The organism is Kitasatospora sp. NPDC058218 (assembly GCF_042882445.1).
GTDB lineage: Bacteria > Actinomycetota > Actinomycetes > Streptomycetales > Streptomycetaceae > Kitasatospora.
This window is the reverse complement of the sequence record NZ_JBHVWC010000002.1, coordinates 17720-38959: the sequence shown is the minus strand read 5'-3', so window position 1 is coordinate 38959 and position 21240 is coordinate 17720. Positions and strand designations below refer to the sequence as shown.

At 73.0% G+C, this 21240-nt stretch carries 12 protein-coding genes; 4 read left to right on the top strand and 8 right to left on the bottom strand.

What is annotated here, in order from left to right; all coding sequences use genetic code 11:
- Positions 1–81: 81 nt before the first annotated feature.
- Positions 82–1140, bottom strand: coding sequence for an alpha/beta hydrolase (locus tag ACFVYI_RS01155; protein ID WP_387880081.1), 1059 nt, complete (start codon positions 1138–1140; stop codon positions 82–84).
- Positions 1141–1562: 422 nt separating this feature from the next.
- Between ACFVYI_RS01155 and ACFVYI_RS01150 the strand changes: the two genes are divergently transcribed.
- Positions 1563–2324, top strand: coding sequence for an SDR family oxidoreductase (locus ACFVYI_RS01150; RefSeq protein ID WP_387880078.1), 762 nt, complete (start codon positions 1563–1565; stop codon positions 2322–2324).
- 45 nt (positions 2325–2369) lie between these two features.
- Here ACFVYI_RS01150 and ACFVYI_RS01145 read toward each other — a convergent pair whose 3' ends face one another.
- Positions 2370–2591, bottom strand: coding sequence for a hypothetical protein (locus tag ACFVYI_RS01145; RefSeq protein ID WP_387880076.1), 222 nt, complete (start codon positions 2589–2591; stop codon positions 2370–2372).
- A gap of 143 nt (positions 2592–2734) precedes the next feature.
- The gene (locus ACFVYI_RS01140) at positions 2735–4483 is read right to left on the bottom strand and encodes a carbohydrate-binding module family 20 domain-containing protein (protein WP_387880074.1); all 1749 of its coding nucleotides are present in this window, start codon (positions 4481–4483) and stop codon (positions 2735–2737) included.
- A gap of 319 nt (positions 4484–4802) precedes the next feature.
- Between ACFVYI_RS01140 and ACFVYI_RS01135 the strand changes: the two genes are divergently transcribed.
- Both ACFVYI_RS01135 and ACFVYI_RS01130 read left to right on the top strand, forming a co-directional pair.
- Positions 4803–5324 carry a SigE family RNA polymerase sigma factor gene (locus tag ACFVYI_RS01135; RefSeq protein WP_387880071.1) on the top strand — a complete coding sequence of 174 codons (522 nt, stop codon included), beginning with the start codon at positions 4803–4805 and terminating at the stop codon, positions 5322–5324.
- Between the two features lie 105 nt (positions 5325–5429).
- The gene (locus ACFVYI_RS01130; protein ID WP_387880068.1) at positions 5430–6242 is read left to right on the top strand and encodes a hypothetical protein; all 813 of its coding nucleotides are present in this window, start codon (positions 5430–5432) and stop codon (positions 6240–6242) included.
- Positions 6243–6348: 106 nt separating this feature from the next.
- On the opposite strand, the gene ACFVYI_RS01125 is transcribed toward ACFVYI_RS01130, so the two are convergent.
- The 4 genes from ACFVYI_RS01125 to pulA form a co-directional block, all read right to left on the bottom strand.
- A complete protein-coding gene (locus ACFVYI_RS01125) occupies positions 6349–6687 on the bottom strand; it encodes a P-II family nitrogen regulator (RefSeq protein ID WP_380577530.1) in 339 nt (112 codons plus the stop codon).
- Positions 6684–8006, bottom strand: coding sequence for an ammonium transporter (locus ACFVYI_RS01120; protein ID WP_387880066.1), 1323 nt, complete (start codon positions 8004–8006; stop codon positions 6684–6686). Before ACFVYI_RS01120 ends, ACFVYI_RS01125 begins: the two co-directional genes overlap by 4 nt.
- 367 nt (positions 8007–8373) lie before the next feature.
- Positions 8374–10710 (bottom strand): M4 family metallopeptidase, encoded by a 2337-nt coding sequence (locus ACFVYI_RS01115; protein WP_387880065.1) that lies wholly within the window; start codon positions 10708–10710, stop codon positions 8374–8376.
- A 558-nt stretch (positions 10711–11268) separates the two neighbouring features.
- Positions 11269–16791 carry a pullulanase-type alpha-1,6-glucosidase gene (gene pulA / locus ACFVYI_RS01110; RefSeq protein ID WP_387880063.1) on the bottom strand — a complete coding sequence of 1841 codons (5523 nt, stop codon included), beginning with the start codon at positions 16789–16791 and terminating at the stop codon, positions 11269–11271.
- 320 nt (positions 16792–17111) lie between these two features.
- Between pulA and ACFVYI_RS01105 the strand changes: the two genes are divergently transcribed.
- Positions 17112–18077, top strand: a complete 966-nt coding sequence (locus ACFVYI_RS01105) for a phosphatase PAP2 family protein (RefSeq protein WP_387880060.1) — start codon at positions 17112–17114, stop codon at positions 18075–18077.
- A gap of 106 nt (positions 18078–18183) precedes the next feature.
- Here the strand turns inward: ACFVYI_RS01105 and ACFVYI_RS01100 are convergent, their stop codons facing one another.
- Positions 18184–21207: a bifunctional [glutamine synthetase] adenylyltransferase/[glutamine synthetase]-adenylyl-L-tyrosine phosphorylase gene (locus ACFVYI_RS01100; RefSeq protein ID WP_387880059.1), complete on the bottom strand. Its 3024-nt coding sequence runs from the start codon at positions 21205–21207 to the stop codon at positions 18184–18186.
- Positions 21208–21240: the final 33 nt, after the last annotated feature.

Sequence of the window (21240 nt, the reverse complement as noted above, 5' to 3'; positions counted from 1 at the left end):
GCCCAGAACCCGTCCGGCAAGGTGCTCATGCCCACCGGCCCGGCCGCGAGCTTCACCAAGGCCCGGGACACCGCGGCCGGGTCAGTCGCTCTGCGGCCCCGCGAGGTTCCTGGTCAGCCACTGCAGCGTGTCCGGGATCATCTTCTTGAAGTCGCTGGTGAGGTGCTTGCCGCCGGCCTGCTCGTAGTACTCGACGGACAGCGGCGGGGCGGCCTTGGCGACCCACGCCTTGACCAGCTTCATCTCGAACGCGTTGGCACCGCCCGCCGTGGCGAGCAGCTTCACGTCGGCCTTGCCCTGAGTGACCATCAACTCGGGGCTGTTGGCCTGCCGCTCCGCCTCGTGGCCCTTCCAGAGCGGCGAGTCCGGGTTGAAGTAGCCGTCGATCGGGACGGCGGCCTTGAACTTGTCCGGGTGCTGGAGCGCCAGCTTGGCACTGCAGAACGCACCGGTGGACGCGCCCATCAGACCCCAGCCGTCGCGGCCCTTCACCGTCCGGTAGTTGGCGCGGACGAAGTCCGGGATGTCCTCGGCCATCCAGGTGCCCATCTTGGGCTGGCCCGGGATGTCGGCGCACTCCAGGGCCTTGGCCTCGTTGGAGTCGAGGTTCTGCACCGGCATGATCATGATGAACGGGTGCGCCTTGCCGGACTTCGCCAGGTCGGCGTCGATCTCCTGGATCGGCAGCTGGTTGTCGGTCCAGGTGTTGTACCCGGCGCTCTGGCCGCCCGCGTAGAGGGTGAGCACGGGGAAGCCGGTCCGGGCGTACTTCGGGTCGTTGTACTCGGGCGGCAGCCAGACCCAGACCTTGCCGGAGACGCCCGACTTGGGCCCGTTCAGCGTGGTCACCAGGATCTGGCCGGCCGCGGTGTCCCGGGCCTTGGTGAAGCTCGCGGCCGGGCCGGTGGGCATGAGCACCTTGCCGGACGGGTTCTGGGCCGGGGCCGTCGTGGTGCCGTCGGCGGCCGTCGGAGTGCCGGGCGCGGCGGTACCGCTCGCCGTTCCGGCGCCCTTGCCGACCTTGGCGGTGTCCCCCGTGCCACTGGCGTCCGTACTACCGCAGGCCGCCAGCGAGGCGGCCAGGGTGAAGGCGGCGGCGCCGGTCAGGACGGCGCGGATGCGGGTGGACTGCGGCTGCACGGTGAGGACTCTCCGACCGATGTCGCGCCCGCTCCGTCGGGAGCCGGGCGGCGGCCCCCGGGTGGGGCCGGACAGACCCGGGGTGCGGCGTCGCGCGTACGCCCGGGGCGGCGGCGCGCCGTCCCTCGCGGGAGCGTGCCGTCCTGCGATCTTATGACGTGGTCCCGGGCGCCCCGGTTGCGCTACAGCCTGCGTCACTCCAATGTTTGCCCACGATCGGGTAAAGGCCGCCCGACTCCCCCGCCGCCCGGCGGGGGGCGGCCCCCGCCGGGCGGCGGGGGGAGCCCCCCACAGCCGGCGGCGCGTCGCAGGGGTCGGAGTTTGGGTCCTTCCACCAGTGACTCGGGGGCGCGGATCGGGAACGATCGGCACACCCGCCGTCAACCGACCAGCCGCCCGATGACCGCCCGAGGAGTACCGCCATGCCGCAGCAGATCGCCGTCGTCACCGGAGCCGGCAGCGGGGTGGGGCGCGCCGTGGCCGTGGAGCTGGCCGCCGCCGGGTGGCGGCCGGTGCTCGCCGGGCGGCGGGAGGAGCCGCTGCGCGAGACGGCGGGGCTCTGCGCCGCGGCCGGGCCGGACGGCGACGCGGCGGCCGTGGTGCCGACCGACGTCACCGACCCGGCGGCGGTGGACGCGCTCTTCGCGACGGCCGCCGAGCGGTTCGGCCGGGTCGACCTGCTGTTCAACAACGCCGGGACGTTCGGCGCCCCGGCCGCGGTGGACGAGTTGGACATCGCCGAGTGGCGGGCCGTGGTCGACCTCAACCTGACCGGTGCCTTCCTCTGCGCGCGGGCCGCGTTCCGGCAGATGAAGGCCCAGGACCCGCAGGGCGGCCGGATCATCAACAACGGCTCGATCTCCGCGCACGTGCCGCGACCGCAGTCCATCGCGTACACGGCGACCAAGCACGCCGTCACCGGGCTGACCAAGTCGCTGTCGCTGGACGGGCGTCCGTACCGGATCGCCTGCGGGCAGATCGACATCGGCAACGCGGCGACCGAGATGACGGCGGCGATGGCCATCGGGGTGCGGCAGGCGGACGGACGGGTCGCCGTGGAGCCGACCATGGACGTCGCGGACGTGGCCCGCACCGTGCGGCACATGGCGGAGCTGCCGCTGGAGGCCAATGTGCAGTTCGCCACGGTGATGGCGACCACCATGCCGTACATCGGGCGGGGCTGACCGGGCGCGAGCCGTACGGCGGGCGCGACGGCCCCGGGCCGGCCGCTACTCGTCGTGGGAGTAGCGGTAGCGCCGCCGGCCGCCGGCCTCGTCCAGCCGGTAGACGCTGGTCGTCGGCCAGTACTCGCCGGCCTCGGCGGCGGGCAGTTCGGCCCGCAGCACCATCCGCAGCGAGGGCGGCGGGGCCACGGCGTTGACCCGCTTGCGGTGGCCGTCCCAGCGGCCGCCGCACAGTTCGACGTCGAGGACGGCGGGGGTGGTTCTCATCCCGTGATGCTGACAGCGTTCACCCGTCCCAGTGGATCGAACCCCGGCGGGCCACTCGCGCGGGGGAATTCCCGGGCGGCACGCTGACGGCCGCCGCCCGCCTCCCCGGGTGCGGGGCGGCGGGCGGCGGCCGTCGCGGTGGATCAGCCGCGCCAGGTGTCGTTCAGGACCACGCCGCCCGAAGCCGGCACCGTCGCCGTGCGGTTGGCGCCGGACTCCCAGGTCACGGCCCCGGAGGCGTCCTTGCGGACGTACTTGTACTCGAACGCCGTCCCGGCCGGCATCGTCACGTCCAGCTTCCAGACCGGGTAGGCGGCCGAGGAGAGCGGCAGCGCCCGCGCCGGGTCCCAGGCGCCGAGCGCCGCGGTGTTGCCGACCACGAAGACGTTCTGCCCGTAGACGGTCGTCGCGTTGACCGCGAAGGACGCGCCGCCGCTCACCGGCGTGCCGCCGCCGGCGCCGCCGGGAGCGCCCACGTACAGCGCCACCGCGTCGCCCGCGCCGACGGTGGCGGTGAACCGGCCGTCCGAACCGACGGTGTAGGACGGACCGGAGCAGCCGCCCTGGGCCGGGTCACCGTGCTGGACGTCGCAGTAGGAGCCGGCCGGCAGCGAGGTCTGGAAGGTCTGGGTGACCGGGCCCGTCTCGCGGTTGATCGCCACGAAGCCCTTGCCGCCGCGCCCGAAGGCGATCGCGTTGTTGCCGTTGGACCACCAGTTGGCGATCCCGGTACCCGCAACGGCGTTGCGGAAGCCCACCATGTTGGCGACCTGCCGCCAGGCGTGGGTGCAGTTCCAGCCGTCGCTGTAGCAGGCGTTGACGGTGCCGCCGTTGGGCGGGCCGTCGTCGTGGCCGGAGAAGGCGTAGCCGGAGTAGACGTTGGGCGAGCCGTAGGGGTTGGCCAGCATGAAGACGTTGGCCAGGGTGTAGGCGGAGCCGTCCTTGTAGGTCAGCGTGGAGCCGTTGCGCTCGGTGTCCCAGTTGTCGACGAAGGTGCGGGCCTTGTCGCCCGGCAGCAGTCCGGAGCCCCAGCCGGCGAGGTCGGCGATCCGGCCGCCCTGGAAGGCGCTCTTCAGCCAGGTGCCGGAGCGGAACTCGTCGACGTCGCCGGTGCCGGTGTACTCGGTCGGCTGGATCGGCTCGCCCGCGCCGTAGATGACCTCCTGCACCCAGTAGGCGTTGGGGTTGGCGGTCTTCGCCTTGATCGCGGCGAGGTCGGCGGCGGCGATGTGCTTGGCCGCGTCGATCCGGTAGCCGTCGACGCCGAGCGAGGCCAGGTCGTTCAGGTAGCCGGCGATGGTCTGCTGGACGTAGCCGCTGCCGGTGTTCAGGTCGGAGAGGTTGACCAGTTCGCAGTTCTGCACGTTCGAACGGTCGCCGTAGTTGCTGATCGCGGTGCGGCAGGAGTGGAAGTCCTGGTCCTGGTAGTACCCGGGGTAGGTGTACTTGGTGTAGTTCGTACCGCCGGTGCCGGTCCCGGAGCCGGCCGACATGTGGTTGATCACCGAGTCGGCGATCACCTTGACGCCCGCCGCGTGGCAGGTGTCGATCATGCTCTTGAAGGACGCCCGGTCGCCGAGGCGCCCGGCTATCTTGTAGCTCACCGGCTGGTAGGACGTCCACCACTGGCCGCCCTGGATGTGCTCCTGGGGCGGCGAGACCTCGACGAAGCCGTAGCCCTTCGGGCCGAGGGTGTCGGTGCAGGCCTTGGCGACGGAGTCGAAGCGCCACTCGAAGAGCGTGGCGGTGACGCCCTTGCCGTTGCCCGGCGGGGCGGCCTGGGCGGTGGGGGCGGCGCCGAACGCCGCGGTGAGCGAGAGCGCGAGCGCCGCCGAGGCGGCGAGCGCGCCGGCCGTCCGGGCAGGCCGGCGGGTGGGGGCGGTGGTGACCACGATGTCTCCTGGGGGCTGGGGTGGGGCAGCCTGGGGTACCGCTCGTGAAAGATTGCTGAAACTTGCTGGAAACTTGCAGCGCTGAACCTAAGGTCGCGGTGAGAGCCCGTCAAGGCCTTGGGAACAACGTTTCTGCAGCTCCGGAAAACTCGTGTGCGACTTTCCCGTCCGCCACAGCGTGGACAACGGTGACAGCAGCGGACGACGGAATCCGGCCACCCGCCGGCACGCGGCGGGGCACCGGCCCGCGGACGACGGGCAACGGCCGGCGGACGACGGACGGCCGGCGGACGGCCGGCGATCGGGACACGGGGGCGACATGAGCAGGGCGGGCGACTTCGAGGAGTTCGCGGCCAACCGGGCCGGACGGCTCTTCCAGGTCGCCTACCTGATGTGCGGCGACTGGCACCAGGCCCAGGACCTCGTCCAGACCACCCTCGCCAAGATGTTCTCGGTCTGGGGCCGGCTGCGCCGGGGCGACGACGACCCCTCGCTGGACGCGTACGCCCGCAAGGTGCTGCTGCGCTGCTACCTCTCGCACCGCCGGCTGCGCCGCTCCGGCGAGATCGCCGTCGCCGACCTCCCGGAGTCCCCCGCCACCTTGGACGACCGCAGCGGAACGGGCACCGACCTACGACTGACCCTGGTCGCGGCGCTGCGCACGCTCCCGCCGCGCAACCGGGCGGTGGTGGTGCTGCGGTACCTGGAGGACCACCCCATCGAGGCGGTGGCCGAGATGCTCGGCACCAGCCCGGCCGCCGTCAAGGGGCTCTCCACGCGCTCGCTCGCCCGGCTGCGCGAGATCCTGGCGGACGACCGCGAGCTGCTGCTCCGGCCCTGACCCCGGCCCACCGGCCGGCCGGGCCTGCCGCCCCACACTCCCGACCCGCCCGCCCCGCTCACCGACCTGCCCGCCCCCGCTCACCGACCCGACGAGGACCCCGCCTTGGCCGCCGCCCCGGAACCCGACCCGAGCCTCGAACACGAGCTCGGCCGGCTGCTCAACGCCAGTGTCCAGGACCTGCACCCGCCGGTCGCCGTGATGCTCGCCGAGGCCACCCGACGCGGCCGGGCGCTGCACCGCCGGCGCCGGCTGCGGACCGCCGGCTCGGCCGTCGCCGTCCTCGCGCTGGCCGCCGGACTGGCCCTGACCGGCCTGCCGGGACGGACCGGCGGCGGGGGCGGCGGCCCGGTCACGGCCGCCCCCGCCGGCCCCACGGCCGACCAGGTGCGGCAACGCCAGCACGCCGCCCTGCAGGCCACCCTGGCCAGGCTGCTGGGCCCCGGCATCCGGCTGTCGGCCGAGGCGGGCGCCGACCAACTGAGCCTCGACCCGGCGGCGGACGCGGTGCTGTGGATGCGCTACGACGACGGGAGCGGCGCCGGCACGGTCTCGGTCGAGGTGCACGGTCCGGCCTCGCAGGCCACCGCGCCGTCCTGCGACGGCCGGGGCGAGACGGACGGCGCGTCGGGTTACCACTGCACCGCCGCCGCCTACGGTCCGAGCGGGCTCCCGCAGGTCGTCGAGGTGCTGCGGACGGCCGCCACCGGCTGGCTCAGCTACCGGATCTGGACCGCCCACCCGGACGGCACCCGGGTGGCGCTGGCCGTCCACAACGGCACGCTGCACGAGTCGGACGACCCGCAGCTCAGCCCGCGCCTGACCAGGGCCGAGCCGCCGTTCGCGCTCGGGCGGTGGCAGCAGATCGCCGCCGACGACGGGTGGCCGGCCCTCACGGGCCTGGCCGGCGGCCGGTAGCGGCACCCCGGCCCCGCCCTCCCCGGGCGACGCCCGGGGAGGCCTCCGGGGGCAGCACCCGGCCGGCGCCCGAACTGCACGGCATCCGAACTGCACGGCGTCCGAACTACACGGCGTCCGGCCCGCGTTCACCGGTGCGGACCCGGACGACGGTCTCCACCGGCACCGCCCAGACCTTGCCGTCGCCGATCTTCCCGGTCCGGGCGGCGCGGACGATCTCCTCCATCACCTGCTCGGCGTCGGCGTCCTCGACCACCACCTCGATCCGGGCCTTGGGCACCAGGTCGATCCGGTACTCGGCGCCCCGGTAGACCTCGGTGTGCCCGTGCTGGCGCCCGTACCCACTGGCCTCGGTGACGGTCAGTCCGTGCACGCCGATGGCCTGCAGGGCGTTCTTGACCTCGTCCAGCTTGAACGGCTTGACGATCGCGGTGATCAGCTTCATGCGGCGGGGGTCCTGTCGGACGAGTGCGTGAGCACAGTGGTGGCGTGGGCGGTCGTGCCGTGGCCCAGGACGCCGTGATCGTACGCGGTCTCGGCGTGCACGGCGAGGTCCAGGCCCGTGAGTTCGTCCTCCTCGGTGGCGCGGAAGCCCATCACCCGGTCGATCGCCCGCCCGATCCCGTACGTCATGGCGAAGGCGTACACCGCGACGGCGGCCACCGCGACCAGTTGCCTGCCGAGCTGGCCGAGGCCGCCGCCGTGCAGCAGGCCGACCGGGCCGCCGGTCATCGCCGCGCTGGCGAAGAGGCCGATCAGCGCGGTGCCGATGACGCCGGCCACGAAGTGCACACCGACGACGTCCAGCGAGTCGTCGAAGCCGAAGCGGAACTTCCAGCTGACGGCGTAGGAGCAGACCACGCCCGCCGCCAGCCCGATCACCAGCGCACCGACCAGGTCGACGCTGCCGCAGGAGGGGGTGATGGCGACCAGGCCGGCCACCGCGCCGGAGGCGGCGCCCAGCGTGGTGGCGTGGCCGTCCCGGCGCTTCTCGACCAGCAGCCAGCCGAGCAGCCCGGTGCAGCCGGCCGCCTGGGTGTTGAGCAGGGCGGACGCGGCCAGGCCGTTGGCGCCCAGCGCCGAGCCCGCGTTGAAGCCGAACCAGCCGAACCAGAGCAGGCCCGCGCCGAGCAGCACCAGGGGCAGGCTGTGCGGGCGCATCACCTCCTTCCGGAAGCCGATCCGGGGGCCGAGCAGCAGGGCCAGGGCCAGGCCGCTGGCCCCGCAGTTGACCTCGACCACGGTGCCGCCGGCGAAGTCGAGCGCGCCGAGCCTCGACAGGATCCAGCCGCCGGGCGCGAACACCCAGTGCGCCACCGGGACGTAGACCAGCAGCGTCCAGACCGCGGTGAAGGCGACCCAGGAGCCGAACCGCGCGCGGTCGGCGATGGCGCCGCTGATCAGCGCGGCGGTGATGATCGCGAAGGTCAGCTGGAAGGTGGCGAAGAGCACCGTGGGGACGTGGCCGGTGAGCGAGGCGGGGGTGATTCCGGCCATCCCGAGGTGGTCGAGGCCGCCGATCAGGCCCCAGCCGCCGACGTCCGGGCCGAACGCGAGCGAGTAGCCGGCCAGCAGCCAGACCACGGTGACCACGGCGATGGAGACGAAGCTCATCATGATCATGTTGAGCACGCTCTTGGTGCGGACCATGCCGCCGTAGAACAGCGCGAGGCCGGGGGTCATCAGCAGGACGAGGGCGGTACTGGCCAGCAGCCAGGCGGTGTCACCGGTGTCGAGGCCGGGCGACGAGTCAGCCAGGAACATAGGGGCGTGCCTTCCCACGGGCCCGCGCCAGGGTGGAGCGCGGGTCGGTTGGGAGAGTGTCGCGAGGGCGGATTTCTGGTTGCGGACGGACACGTTTCGCCCGTGTTTCGTGTTGCCCGGCGGTTGCCCCGCAGTTGCCGACCGGTTTCCGGAAACTCACGCACCCGCGTTCGACGGCCGGCCCGTGCCCCGGCCACCGGCCCGGCCACGCCGCCCCGCAGCGCCCCGCACCGCACGACCGCACACATGGACGCACGGACGCACGCACGGACGCACGGACGCAGGGCCCGGCAGCCGTGGCTGCCGGGCCCTGCTCCCTGTCCTACCTGGTTCTACCGAGCTCTACCGACCGCCGGAGCGGGTCGGGTCAGCTGGTGGCGATCGAGGTGTCGTCGATCACGAAGCTGGTCTGCAGCGAGGCGTCCTCGGTGCCGGCGAACTTCAGGGTGACCGTCTGGCCCGCGTAGGACGAGAGGTCGAAGGTGCGCAGCTGGTAGCCGGCCGCCGCGTCCGCGTTGGAGTAGGTCTTCAGCGCGGTGCCGTTGACGGTGACCGTCAGCTTGTCGTACACCGTGGAGCCGGACTCGGCGGTGTCGATGTGCAGGTAGAAGCTGAGCGAGGCCTTGCAGCCGGCCGGGATGGTCACCGTCTGCGAGAGGTTGTCCGAGTGGGTGGAGCCGTAGCCGTTCAGCCAGGACTTCCACGAACCGCCGTGCGCGGCCTGCGAGGCGCTGTTGTCGACGACCCCGCTGGAGGCGGTCCACGGCGCCGCGCTGCCGGTCTCGAAGCCGGCGTTGCCGAGCAGCTGCGCCGGGGTGCAGGTGCTGCTGGTGTCGGTGACGGTCCAGGTGAAGCTCGCGGTGCCGGTCTTGTTGGCCGAGTCCTTGGCCGTGACGGTCACGTTGGACGTGCCGACGGCGGTCGGGGTGCCGCTGATCAGACCGGTCGAGGCGTTGATCGACAGGCCGGCCGGCAGGCCGGTGGCCGAGTAGGTCAGCGGCGCGGTGCCGCCGTTGGCCTTGATGCTCAGGCTGACCGCGGTGCCGACCTTGGTGCTCTGGTTGCCCGGGCTGGTGACGGTGACGCCACCCGGGTTGGTGGGCACGGTGCCGACGTTGACGCCCGCCCAGGCGGTGCCGACCGCGAGGAGCTCGGCGCTGCCCGCGCCGTAGAGGTCGGTGGCCGCCTTCTCCGTCGCGGTGCGCGCCGCGGCGTAGTTGGTGGTGGAGGTCATGTAGGTGGTGAGGGCCTTGTACCAGATCGCCGCGGCCTTGTCCCGGCCGATGCCGGCGACGGTGATGTTGCCCTGGGTCGGCGAGTTGTAGCTGACGCCGTTGATGACCTTCGCGCCGCTGCCCTCGGACAGCAGGTAGAAGAAGTGGTTGGCGACGCCCGAGGAGTAGTGGACGTCCTTGTTGCCGACGGTGGAGGACCAGTAGTCGGCGGAGCCGCCGTCCTTGGACGGCTTGTCCATGTAGCGCAGCGGGGTGCCGTTCCCGTTGATGTCGATCAACTCACCGATGAGGTAGTCGGGGTTGTCGGTGGGGATGTTGGCGTAGAACTCGACCATGGTGCCGAAGATGTCCGAGGTGGCCTCGTTGAGGCCGCCGGACTCGCCCGAGTAGTTGAGGTTGGCCGTGGCGGCGGTGACGCCGTGGCTCATCTCGTGGCCCGCGACGTCGAGCTCGGTCAGCGGGTGGGTGTTGCTGTCACCGTCGCCGTAGGTCATGCAGAAGCAGTCGTCGTCCCAGAAGGCGTTGACGTAGTTCTGGCCGTAGTGGACGCGGCTGTAGGCGCCGGCGCCGTCGTTGCGGATGCCGTTGCGGCCGAAGGTGTTCTTGTAGTAGTCCCAGGTGGCCGAGACGCCGAAGTGGGCGTCGACCGCGGCGGACTCGCTGTTGGCGACGGTGCCGTCGCCCCAGCTGTCGCTGGACTTGGTGTACAGGGTGCCGGTGCCCGTGGTCCCGTGGTTCAGGTTGGTGGTGTACATCCCACCGCGGGTGCCGTCCTTCATCTGGTACGACGAACCCGACTGCGTCGTGCCGATGGTGACGTTGCCGACGAACACGCCCTTGCCGGTACCGGTCTTGACGCCCTCGAACTTCTGGATGACCTGGCCGGAGGTCGCGTCGGTGACCACGTGCATCTTGCTCGGGGTGCCGTCCGACTCGGTGGAGGAGACGACCGTCTCCCAGGCCAGCCGCGGGCTGTTGTCGGCGGCCCAGACCACCAGGCGGGGCGCGTTCTCCAGCGCGGCGCCGGACTCGGCGGCGAGCGCGGCCGACTGCGCGGCCGGCGCGGCCAGCTTCGGCGTGGTGTTCACGCCGGTCAGAGCGGCGTCGGCGGCCTTGGTCACACCCTGGGTGGCGCCGGTGGCGTCCTGGTGGACGATCAGGTCCCCGCCGAGCACCGGAAGTCCGGCGTAGGTGCGCTCGTAGCGCAGGTGGCGGGCGCCGTTGGCGTCCTGGACGACGTCCTTGGTGACCAGCTTCTCCTCGCCGCCGAGGCCGAGGGCCTGGGCGAGGGTGGCGGTCTGCTGGGTCGCGGAGGCGATCAGCTGGGCGCGGCTCGCCTGCTGGGCGGCGACGGCAGCCGGCGCGTCCGGGGTGGCGGCCTGCGCGATGACGGGGATACCGGTCACCAGCAGCGCGGTGGTGGCGGCCATGACAACCGCTGCCTTCCGAGCCTGGGTGTAACGGGACATGCGGACTCCTTTTCCGACCGACGCGGGGTGCGCGTGCGGTGGAGAGAACCTGGCCGCAGGGTTGCGGCGCAGTGGGGGCCCCCGCCGCCGGGTGCGCGGCGCGGGTGCGGTTGCGGAGCAATGTGTCGAGCAGTTGCTGACAGGAAGAGGCGCTGTACCTGACCTGGGACAGCCGCACCGGGGGGTGGGGCCCCCTCGTCTGCAGCCGGGGGAATCGTGGCAGCAAACGAGGCGTTAATGACAGATGCATGCCACGGATTGGCCGATTAGCTACCGGGACCGTTCATCCGTCGGACCGCCCTCCGTGTTACGGGCGCGCGAACTACCGACGACGGTTTTCATTGCCGCCCGAAAGTTCGATCACTTCCGGCGGGCACTGACCAGCGCTCAGGGCCCGCCCGGAGTCCACGGGGTGGACCGTGCCGCCGGGCCGATCGGTCACCTCACCTTTCCGGCCGTGCCAGGGGCGGTTTTCGGCCACCCGCTCGCCCGGAATCGTCGGGAAATACCACGGCCCCGCACCACCGGAGGCGGTGCGGGGCCGGGTGCGACGATCCGTCAGCTCTGGACGAAGACCGCCACGGTGCGGCCCGGCACGGTGAAGGTGCCGGTCGAGGCGGCGAATCCGGCCTGCCTGACCACCGGGTCGGCCCCGCCCGCCTGCACCGGGTGCAGCGCCTGCGCCGTCCCCCGCAGGGCGGCCACGGTCTGGCTCTGCGCGGCGGGCGTGGCGTTGAACACCACCGTGATGCCCTTCTCCGCGCCCGCCAGCCCGGTGCCGTCCAGGTGCAGCGTGATCACCCCGGGCGTCTCGCCGGCCGTGCCGGAGAGCGGGTAGGAGAGCCGCTGCTGCACGGCTGCCAGGGTGGGCAGCGAGAACAGCGGCGAGCCCTGCTTGATCCGCAGGAACTGCTGGTACTGCGCGCCGGTCGCCCGGATGTCGGCGGCGCCCACCGCCAGCCCCGGGTTCGCCAGCAGGGACTTGGCGGTCGGCCACATCTCCTTGTTGTCGGCCGCCGTCGGCACCCCGCGACCCCAGCCGTTGCCCTGCGAAGGGTCCCACTGGATGGCGTTGAACCAGTCACCCGAGTCGTAGGAGTTGGCGTCCAGCGACTTGGAGCGCAGCAGGTCGGTGCCGGCCTGGACGAAGCCCGGCCCCTGGGTGAGCGCGGTCAGCGAGAGCGCGAGCGCCTGCATCCGGGCCCGGTCGGCGGGCGCGGTGGCGGCGGGCAGCTTGTACGCCAGCGCGTCGAACAGGTCGGCGTTGTCGTGCGCGTCCACGTACTCCACCGCCTCACCGGGCCTGGCCGCGTACCCGGTCGGGGCGCCGTTGTAGTCGACGCCCGCACCGGTGACGGCCCGGCCCGAACTGTCGGTGAAGGAGTAGCCGGCCAGGTTGCCGGTGAGCGCCACCTTCAGCTGGTCCATCTGCCGGAGCAGCCGGGCCTTCTGCTCCTGCGGGCCGCCGTTGGCCGGCGAGCCGTTGGGGTCGGTGAACAGGCCCGAGGCGAAGCCCTGCTGCGGGGCCGAGGAGAGCTGGAAGTTGCCGCCGCGGGCCGCGTCCCGGATCCGGTCGTCGAAGGTGGCGATGCCGGTGCCGGCCATGTTCAGCTGGGTGGCCTGCTCGAACCGGGCGTCGTTCGCGACGACGCCGAAGTTCCAGCCCTCGCCGTAGAGGAAGACGTTCTTCCCGTCGACGCCGTCCGTGTCCGGCGTCATCTTCCGCAGCGCGGCCTGCACGTCCAGCATGGTGGACTTCGGATCCAGGCCCATCAGGTCGAAGCGGAAGCCGTCGACCTTGTACTCGCGGGCCCAGGTGGTCACCGAGTCCACCACCAGGCGGTTCATCATGGCGTGCTCGGGCGCCGTGTCGGCGCAGCAACTGTCCGTCGTCACCTTTCCGTTGGCGTCCAGCCGCTGGTAGTAGCCGGGGACGACCCGGTCCAGCACCGAGTGCTCGGCCTGACCGGCGGCGGCGGTGTGGTTGTAGACCACGTCCAGCACCACGCGCAGCCCGGCCTCGTGGATCGCCTGCACCATCCGCCGGAACTGCACCGTACGGGCGGTGCCCTCCGGGTCGGTGGCGTACGAGCCCTCCGGCACGTTGTAGTGCAGCGGGTCGTAGCCCCAGTTGTAGGCGTCCTCGGCGGCCACGGCCGCCACGCACTCCTGCTGCTTCTCGCTGTCCGCCGCCAGCGCCCTGAGGTCGCAGGCGGGCAGCTTCTGCTCGGCCCGGTTCTCCCGGATGGTGGCGATGTCGAAGGTCGGCAGCAGGTGGACGGTGGTCACGCCGGCCCCGGCCAGTTCGCGCAGGTGCTTCATGCCGGCCGACTGCGACTCGGTGAAGGCCAGGTAGGTGCCGCGCTCGGCGGCCGGCACGGTGGTGTCCTCGACCGAGAAGTCCCGGACGTGCAGCTCCTGGATCTGCTGCTGCGCCGGCGGCACGGCCTTCGGGACGGCGTGGTTCTCCCAGCCCTGCGGCTTGAGCTTCTCGGCGGCGAGGTCCGCGACCAGGCTGCGCCGGGAGTCGGTGGAGAGGGCGACCGCGTACGGGTCGGTGACGGTGTTGACCACCAGCTGCCCGACGGACGGCGCCCAGACCTTCACCTGGTACAGGTAGTACTTTCCGTCCAGCTCGGCCTTGTCCCGGACGAGTTCCCAGACGCCGGTCTCGTCGTCCGGCTTCAGCGGGACGGTCCTGGGCGTGCCACCGGTCGGGCCGTCGAAGAGCTGGACGGAGACCTCCTGGGCGGTCGGCGCCCAGACCGACAGCGCCACCTTGCCGTTGTAGTAGGCCGGGCCGAAGTCCACCCGGCCGGTGCGGCGCGCGTACAGGTCGTCCAGGACGCCCGGGATCTGCACCCCGGTGGCGGCCAGGGCCGCGCCGCTGGGCAGGTGCTCGGTGAAGAGCAGCTGGCCGCGGAGCGCGGCGGGCACCCGGGCGGCGTCGCGGGCGTCCACGGTGAAGGCCCGGTAGCCCGCCAGGTGCGGGTACGCGGCCCGCTGCGCCTCGGTCAGGCCGCCGGCGGCGGGCTCCAGCCGGATCCACTGCCCGGGCTTGCTCAGCACGCCCTTGTCCGCGCGGATGCCGCCCTCGGGGTCGTACACCAGCTGGGCGCTGGTGCCGCCGGCCAGCGCGGCGTCGTTGGCGCCGTACCCGGCGGGCACCACCACCGTCCGGGCGTCGATCCACTGGGCCTTGGCGGAGCCGAGGTCCAGCTGGGAGGAGGCGGCGGCGTTCTGCGGCAGCAGGTAACCCTCCCGGCCGCCGAGGATCCAGACCTCGCGGCCGTTGACGGCGAGGTCCAGCGACTGGTCGTTCGGCAGGTCCTTGTCGTTGCCCCGGTGCAGGATGTAGCTGAGGCCGGTGGCGCCGGGGGCGAGCGGCACCTCGAAGACGGCGCCGAAGGCGTCGCGGCGGGCCGGAAGCAGCGGGTTGCCCCAGTCGGTCGGGGTGGCGGCGCCGGTCCAGTCGTGCAGACCCCAGCCGTCGTAGTTCCCGTCCGCCCGGTTGTAGTGGATGACCGCGGTGTTCGCGGGCTGGGTGTCCACCGGCCCGGGGTTGGCCGTCCGGACGGCCGGGTCGCCCTCCTTGAGCCAGATCTCGCCGGTCGCGCCGACGTCGATGTGGCGGTCGGCGTCCACGTCCTTGACGCCGTCCTTCTCGACGACGAAGCCGACGTCCGAGGCCCCCTCCTTCAGCTTCACGTAGGCGAAGGCGCCGTACGCGTCCCGGCCGGTGAAGCCGTGCCCGGCCGGCCAGGTGGTGGCCTCGCCGTCCGCGAGGTCGCCCCAGGCGTAGAGGTTCCAGCCGTCGTAGTCGCCGTTCTTGCGCTGGTAGTGCACGACGGCGTACGGGCGGGCGGTGGCGCTGGGCGCCGGCGCGGGGGCCGGGGTGCCGGTGGTGAAGCTGCCGGTGGCCGAGCGGAGGTGGCCGCCGGAGTCCTGGACCACGGCCTTGTAGCGGACCACCGTGCCGGGCTTCACGGCGCTCAGGTCCTGGGTGACCCGGTACGTCCCGTTGTCGGCGGTGCCGAGGGTCCGCCAGGGCGCGTCACCGACCTGCGCGGCGAAGGTGACCCGGTCGAAGCCGCCGCCGTCGACGCCCGCGCCGACGGTGACGGTGCCGGTGGAGCCGTCGGCCGGGGTCCGCAGCGTGACCTGCGGCGCGGCCGCGACGGGCGCGAGCCTCGCGGCGGCCCTGAACACCACCGAGGAGAGCGCGGGCACCGTGACGGTGACCCTGCGGTCCGCGCCGCTGGTCAGCCGCTCCCCCGCCGCCGGGTAGATCCGGTCGAAGCCCTGGCCGGTCGAGAAGGTGTCCAGGGTGACGGTCCTGGCCTCGGTCGCGTTGTTGACCGCGACCAGGTACTCGACCTGCTGCCCGGCGTCGATCCGGGAGAAGGCGTACACGCCCGCGCCGTCGGCGGCGTACCGCTCGATCTGGGCGCCGTCGGCGAGCGCCGGGTGGTCACGGCGCAGCGCGGCCAGGGCGGCGACGCCCCGGTAGAGCTCGCCGTCCCGGCCGTAGCGGTCGGTGGAGCCGGCGGGGCCGCCGAGCACCCGGTCGCTGTTGTAGGAGGGGGTCTGCGAGGCGAAGAGGTCCTGCCGGGCGTCCTTGTCGCCGCCCGCGCCGGTGAAACCCTGCTCGTCGCCGTAGTAGACGACCGGCTGGCCCCGGGTGAGGAACTGCAGCTCGGTGCCGAGCCGGTCCTTCTTCAGCAGGGTGGCCTCGTCGGCGCCCGGGTTGTCGCCGACCAGGAAGGACCCGAAGCGGCCCATGTCGTGGTTGCCGAGGAAGGTCGGCAGCTCGTAGGCGTCGGTGTCGGCGGTGGTGTAGCGGTAGTCCTGCCCGTACACGTCGGCGAGGCCGCGGGCAGAGCCGCCCTGGGAGACGTAGGAGCGGGCGGCGTTCTGGAACGGGAAGTCCAGGGTGGCCTGGAGCCGGCCCTTGGTGACGTACGGCGAGGTGATCGCCGGGTCGCCGGAGTAGACCTCGCCGAACATGAAGAACTTCTTGTTGCCCTGCTTGGCGGCGAAGTCCTTGAGCGCGGGCGCCCACTGCTGCCAGAAGGCCATGTTGACGTGCTTGACGGTGTCGATCCGGAAGCCGTCCACGCCGGCGTCCTTGACCCACTGCTGGTAGACCTTCTCGAAGCCCTTGACCACCTTGGGGTTCTGGGTGTCGAGGTCGTCCAGGCCGGAGAAGTCGCCCTCGGTGGCGGACTCGCCGACGAAGGTCGAGTCGCCCCGGTTGTGGTAGAGCGCGGGGTCGTTGAGCCAGGCCGGGGTCTTGGCGCCGGCGTCGGCCGGGTTGCGGAAGACCGGGCTGTAGGGGAACGAGTCCTTGGTCAGCCGCGGCCAGGCGGCCGCGGATCCGACGCCCGCGTCGGCGACGGCGGTCTCGTCGACCGGCCGCCCGTCGGCGTCCAGCACCGGGTAGGCCCCGGTGGAGCGGTAGCCGTACTGCTTCTGCCCGTAGTCGATGACGTCGGCGGTGTGGTTGGTGATGACGTCGAAGAAGACCTTGATGCCCCGGGCGTGCGCCTTGGCTATCAGCTCCTTGAGCTGCTCGTTGGTGCCGAAGTGCGGGTCGACCTGGGTGAAGTCGGTGATCCAGTAGCCGTGGTAACCGGCCGAGGCTTGGTCCCCCGAGCCCTGGACGGGCTTGTTCTTGAAGATCGGCGCCATCCAGATCGCGGTGGTGCCGAGGTCCTGGATGTAGTCGAGCCGCTGGATCAGGCCCGCGAGGTCGCCTCCGTGGTAGAAGCCCTTGTCGGCCGGGTCGAGGCCGTGGTCGAGCCGGCTGCCGGTGATGCCTCCGGTGTCGTTGGCCCGGTCGCCGTTGGCGAAACGATCCGGCAGGACGAAGTAGAACTGCTCGCGGGTGAGGTCGTGCCGCCCCGCGGTGGCGGCCAGCGCGGCGTCCGAGGGCGGGCCGGGCGGCGCCGCGGCGAGGGCCGCCGGAGCCGCGGTGCCGAGGGTGGCGGCGGTCAGCGTCGCGGCGAGCAGGACGGCCGTGCGACCGGGTCTGCGGGTCGGGGTGGTGCTCCGCCGGCGGCGGGGCGGGACAGCGGCCACTGAGGGCTCCCTTGCGGGGGAAGGGGTGTCGAGTTGCCAGGACGCTAGCGGTCTGCAATCTGTTTCAGCAAGATGCAGAAACGGTTTCGGTCCTGGAAATTTCGGCCTCCGCGAGCCGTAGTCCGCCCCCCGATTGCGCCACCCGGACCACCCGGCGTGACAATAGGACGTATGCCCGTCCCACCGGTTCGTACCAGACCCCAGAGCACCCCCTACCCCGGTGGGAGCCGTCCCCTAGCCCTCAAGGGGGACAGTCGGTGAAGAATCCACTTCCAGAGGATGAGCAGACGGCTACGGGACGTCTGGCAGACTTCTCGTCCATGGGGGAACCGACCGAGATCCAGCAGACCGGCGCCGAGCGCGCCGGTGCGGCGCACGGTGGCGGTTCCGCAACGGGCCCGGCCACCTCCGGCCGGATGCCCGACGGAGCCACCCGCGTCGCCCAGTCCCGCTCGGCCGCACTGCGCGGCCGCCTCCGTGACCAGCGCCGTTCGCCGGCCCGGCCACGGATCTGGTTCGAGCTGGCGCTGATCGGGATCAGCTACTGGGTCTACTCCCTCGTCCGCAACGCCGTCCCCGAACAGGAAGCGATAGCCCAGCGGCACGCGAGCCTGATCTGGGACTTCGAGCAGAGCCTCGGCTTCGCCGTCGAGCGCTCGGTGAACCACGCGGTCGACAAGCTCTCGTGGCTGATCGTCGGGATGAACTACTACTACGCGACGCTGCACTTCATCGTGACCATCGGCGTCCTGGTCTGGCTCTACCGCCGGCACCCGGGCCGCTACGTCGCGGCCCGCACGGTGCTGTTCGTCACCACCGGCATCGCCCTGGTCGGCTTCTACTTCTTCCCCCTGGCCCCGCCCCGGCTGATGACGGACGGCGGCTTCATCGACACCCTGAAGGTCCACAACACCTGGGGTTCGATGGCGTCCGGGCCGGCCACCCACGTCTCCAACCAGTACGCGGCGATGCCGTCGATGCACATCGGCTGGTCGCTCTGGTGCGGTCTGACCATCTTCTTCCTGGCCCGCGCGGCCTGGGTCCGCGCGCTCGGCCTGCTCTATCCGGTGGCCACCCTGGTGGTGATCGTCTCGACCGCCAACCACTTCTGGATGGACGCCGTCGGCGGCGTCGTCTGCCTCTCGGTCGGCTTCGTCGCGGCCCGGCTGATCTACCACGTCTGGGTCTACCGCCTGCCGAAGATCCCGGCCCGGGAGACGGCGGAGGAACCGATCACCGTGCCCGAGCAGTGGAGTGCGCCCGCGGTGAGCGCCGGGCGGCGCTGAACGACCGGTACGGCGAAGGGCCCGCGGAGCGTTCCGCGGGCCCTTCGCCGTACCCGGGGGCCTACGCCCGCACCCGGGGCCTACGCCGTACCCGGGCAATCGGGGCTCACCCGTAGAACAGCCGCTCCACCACCGCCCGGGCCCGCCGGGTGGTGCGCCGGTAGTCGTCCACCAGCTCGCCGCTGTGCCCGGCACCGTAGCCGAGGTAGCGGGCCACGCCGGCCAGCTCCCGGGCGTCCCCGGGGAAGCTGTCCCCCGGCCGGCCACGGACCAGCATCACCGCGGAGCGCACCCGGGAGGCCAGCACCCAGGCGGCGTCCAGCACCGCCGCGTCCTCCGCCCCGACCAGCCCGGCCCCGGCGGCGGCCGCCAGCGCGGGCCTGGTCCGGGTGGTGCGCAGCGCCGGCAGCTCGTGCCCGTGCTGGAGCTGGAGGAGCTGGACGGTCCACTCGACGTCGGCCAGCCCACCCCGACCGATCTTGGTGTGGGTGGTCGGGTCGGCGCCGCGCGGCAGCCGCTCGGCCTCGATCCGGGCCTTGATCCGGCGGATCTCCACCACGTCCCGCTCGGGCACCCCCGAGCCCGGGTAGCGCAGCGGGTCGATCAGCTGCCGAAACCGCTCCCCCAGCTCCGCGTCGCCCGCCACCGGCTCGGCGCGCAGCAGCGCCTGGCTCTCCCAGGCGTGCGACCAGCGCCGGTAGTACGCCGTGTACGAGGCGAGGGTGCGCACCAGCGGGCCGTTGCGACCCTCGGGGCGCAGATCGGCGTCGACCACCAGCGGCGGCTCGGTGGACGGCCCGGAGAGCAGCGTGCGCAGCTCGTGGCAGACCGCCTGGGCGGCCCGGGCGGCGTCCTGCTCCAGCGAGCCGAGCAGCGGCTCGTGGACGAAGAGCACGTCGGCGTCGGAGCCGTAGCCGAGCTCGCGGCCGCCGAACCGGCCCATCGCGATCACCGCGATCCGGGTCGGCAGCTCCCCGTGCCGGGCCTCCCAGGCGGCGGTGCAGGCGCGCAGCGCTCCCTGCAGGGTGGCCGCGTTGAGCGCGGTGAGCGCCTCCCCCGCGGCGTCCAGGGCCTCGGCCGGGTCGTCACCGAGCCGCCCGAGGACGTCGGCGGCGGCGGTCCGGAACAGCTCCCGGCGCCGCACCGAGCGGGCGGCGGCGACGGCCGCGGCGGCCGAGTCGGCCCGGCCGACGGCGGCCAGTATCTCCTGCTCCAGAGCGGGCCGGCCGCGTGGCGTCAGACCCTGCGGGTCGCCCAGCATGGCGACCGCCTCGGGGGCGCGCAGCAGCAGGTCGGGGGCGAGCCGGCCGGCCGAGAGGACCCGGGCCAGCTGCTCGGCGGCGGCGCTCTCGTCGCGCAGCAGCCGCAGGTACCAGGGGGTGCGGCCGAGCGCGTCGGAGACCTGGCGGAAGTTGAGCAGCCCGGCGTCCGGGTCGGCGGAGTCGGCGAACCAGCCGAGCAGCACCGGCAGCAGGGTCCGCTGGATGGCGGCCTTGCGGCTGACCCCGGAGGCCAGTGCGGTCAGATGGCGCAGCGCGGCGGCCGGGTCCGCGTAGCCGAGCGCCTCCAGCCGGGCCCGGGCCGCGTCCGGGCTGAGGCCGGTCGCACCGGTCGGCAGCTCGGCGACCGCGTCCAGCAGGGGCCGGTAGAACAGCTTCTCGTGCAGCCTGCGGACCTCGACGGCGTGCCGCTTCCACTCCCGCTGGAGGGCGGCGACCGGGTCGGCCCGGGTGTCGTCGTTGATCAGCGGGGCGAGCGAGCGGGCCAGCCGGCGCAGGTCCTCCTCGCCGGTGGGCATCAGGTGGGTGCGGCGCAGCCGGTGCAGCTGGATCCGGTGCTCCAGCGAGCGCAGGAAGCGGTAGGCGGTGTCCAGCGAGGCGGCGTCGGCCCGGCCCACGTAGCCGCCCCGGGAGAGCGCGGCGAGCGCCTCCAGGGTGTTGCCGCTGCGCAGCGCCGGGTCGGTGCGGCCGTGCACCAGCTGGAGCAGCTGGACGGAGAACTCGACGTCGCGCAGGCCGCCCGGGCCCAGCTTGAGCTGGCGGTCCAGTTCGGTGACGGGGATGGAGTCGATCACCCGGCGGCGCATCTGCTGCACATCGGTGACGAAGTTCTCGCGGGCGGCGGCCTGCCAGACCATCGGCTCCAGCGCCGCCAGGTACGCGGCTCCGAGATCGGTGTCCCCGGCGACCGGGCGGGCCTTGAGCAGCGCCTGGAACTCCCAGGTCTTGGCCCAGCGCTGGTAGTAGGCCTGGTGGCTGGCCAGGGTGCGGACCAGCGGGCCGTTGCGGCCCTCGGGGCGCAGGTTGGCGTCCACCGGCCAGATGGTGCCCTCACCGGTGGTGTCGGCGCAGAGCCGGGTGAGCGCGGCGGCCAGCCGGGTGGCGGCCTTGAGCGCCTCGTGCTCGTCGACGCCCTCCTGCGGCTCGGCGACGAAGATGACGTCCACGTCGGAGACGTAGTTGAGCTCGCGCCCGCCGCACTTGCCCATCCCGACGACGGCCAGGCGGCAGGCGCCGGCGGCCTCCGGATCCTCCTCGGCGGCGATCTCCAGCGCGGTCTGCAGGGTGGCGCCGGCGAGGTCGGCCAGCTCGGCGGCGGTCTGCGCGAGGTCGGTGGTGCCGGTGAGGTCGCGGGCGGCGATGGCCAGCAGGCAGCGGCGGTAGGACACCCGCAGCGCGTCCGCCCGGCTGCCGGCGGTGTCCGCCGCCACGCCCTGGCGCAGCGCGCGCCGGAAGTCCTCCGGACCGGGGTGCATGTCGCGCAGCTCGAAGGTGACCAGCGCGTGCCAGTCGTGCGGGTGCCGGGCCAGGTGGTCGGCGAGCGCGGTGGACGCGCCGAGCACGCCGAGCAGCCGGTCGCGCAGCGGCTTGGAGGTGGTGAGGGTGTCGCGCAGGGTGTGCCGCTCGGTCTCGTCGGAGCCCTCCAGCAGACGGGCCAGGCCGAGCAGGGCGAGATCCGGGTCGGCGGTGGCCCCGAGCGCGTCCAGCAGCACCGGGTCGTCGGCCAAGCCCTCCAGGCCGGGCCCGGCGAGCAGCCGGACGGCCTGCGCCGGGTCGGTGAACCCGCGCCGGACCAGCCTGATCTCCGGCCGGCTCACCCGGCTCCCGGCCCGCTGCTCCTCCACCGTCATCGCCCCTCCGGCTCCGGCCCGCGCGGCTCGCGA

Excerpts from the sequence above, each read along its gene's own strand:
- ACFVYI_RS01150 (WP_387880078.1), top strand. The coding sequence starts at position 1,563 with ATGCCGCAGCAGATCGCCGTCGTCACCGGAGCCGGCAGCGGGGTGGGG.
- ACFVYI_RS01145 (WP_387880076.1), bottom strand. The coding sequence starts at position 2,591 with ATGAGAACCACCCCCGCCGTCCTCGACGTCGAACTGTGCGGCGGCCGC.
- ACFVYI_RS01135 (WP_387880071.1), top strand. The coding sequence starts at position 4,803 with ATGAGCAGGGCGGGCGACTTCGAGGAGTTCGCGGCCAACCGGGCCGGA.
- ACFVYI_RS01125 (WP_380577530.1), bottom strand. The coding sequence starts at position 6,687 with ATGAAGCTGATCACCGCGATCGTCAAGCCGTTCAAGCTGGACGAGGTC.
- ACFVYI_RS01120 (WP_387880066.1), bottom strand. The coding sequence starts at position 8,006 with ATGTTCCTGGCTGACTCGTCGCCCGGCCTCGACACCGGTGACACCGCC.
- ACFVYI_RS01115 (WP_387880065.1), bottom strand. The coding sequence starts at position 10,710 with ATGTCCCGTTACACCCAGGCTCGGAAGGCAGCGGTTGTCATGGCCGCC.
- ACFVYI_RS01105 (WP_387880060.1), top strand. The coding sequence starts at position 17,112 with ATGGGGGAACCGACCGAGATCCAGCAGACCGGCGCCGAGCGCGCCGGT.
- ACFVYI_RS01100 (WP_387880059.1), bottom strand. The coding sequence starts at position 21,207 with ATGACGGTGGAGGAGCAGCGGGCCGGGAGCCGGGTGAGCCGGCCGGAG.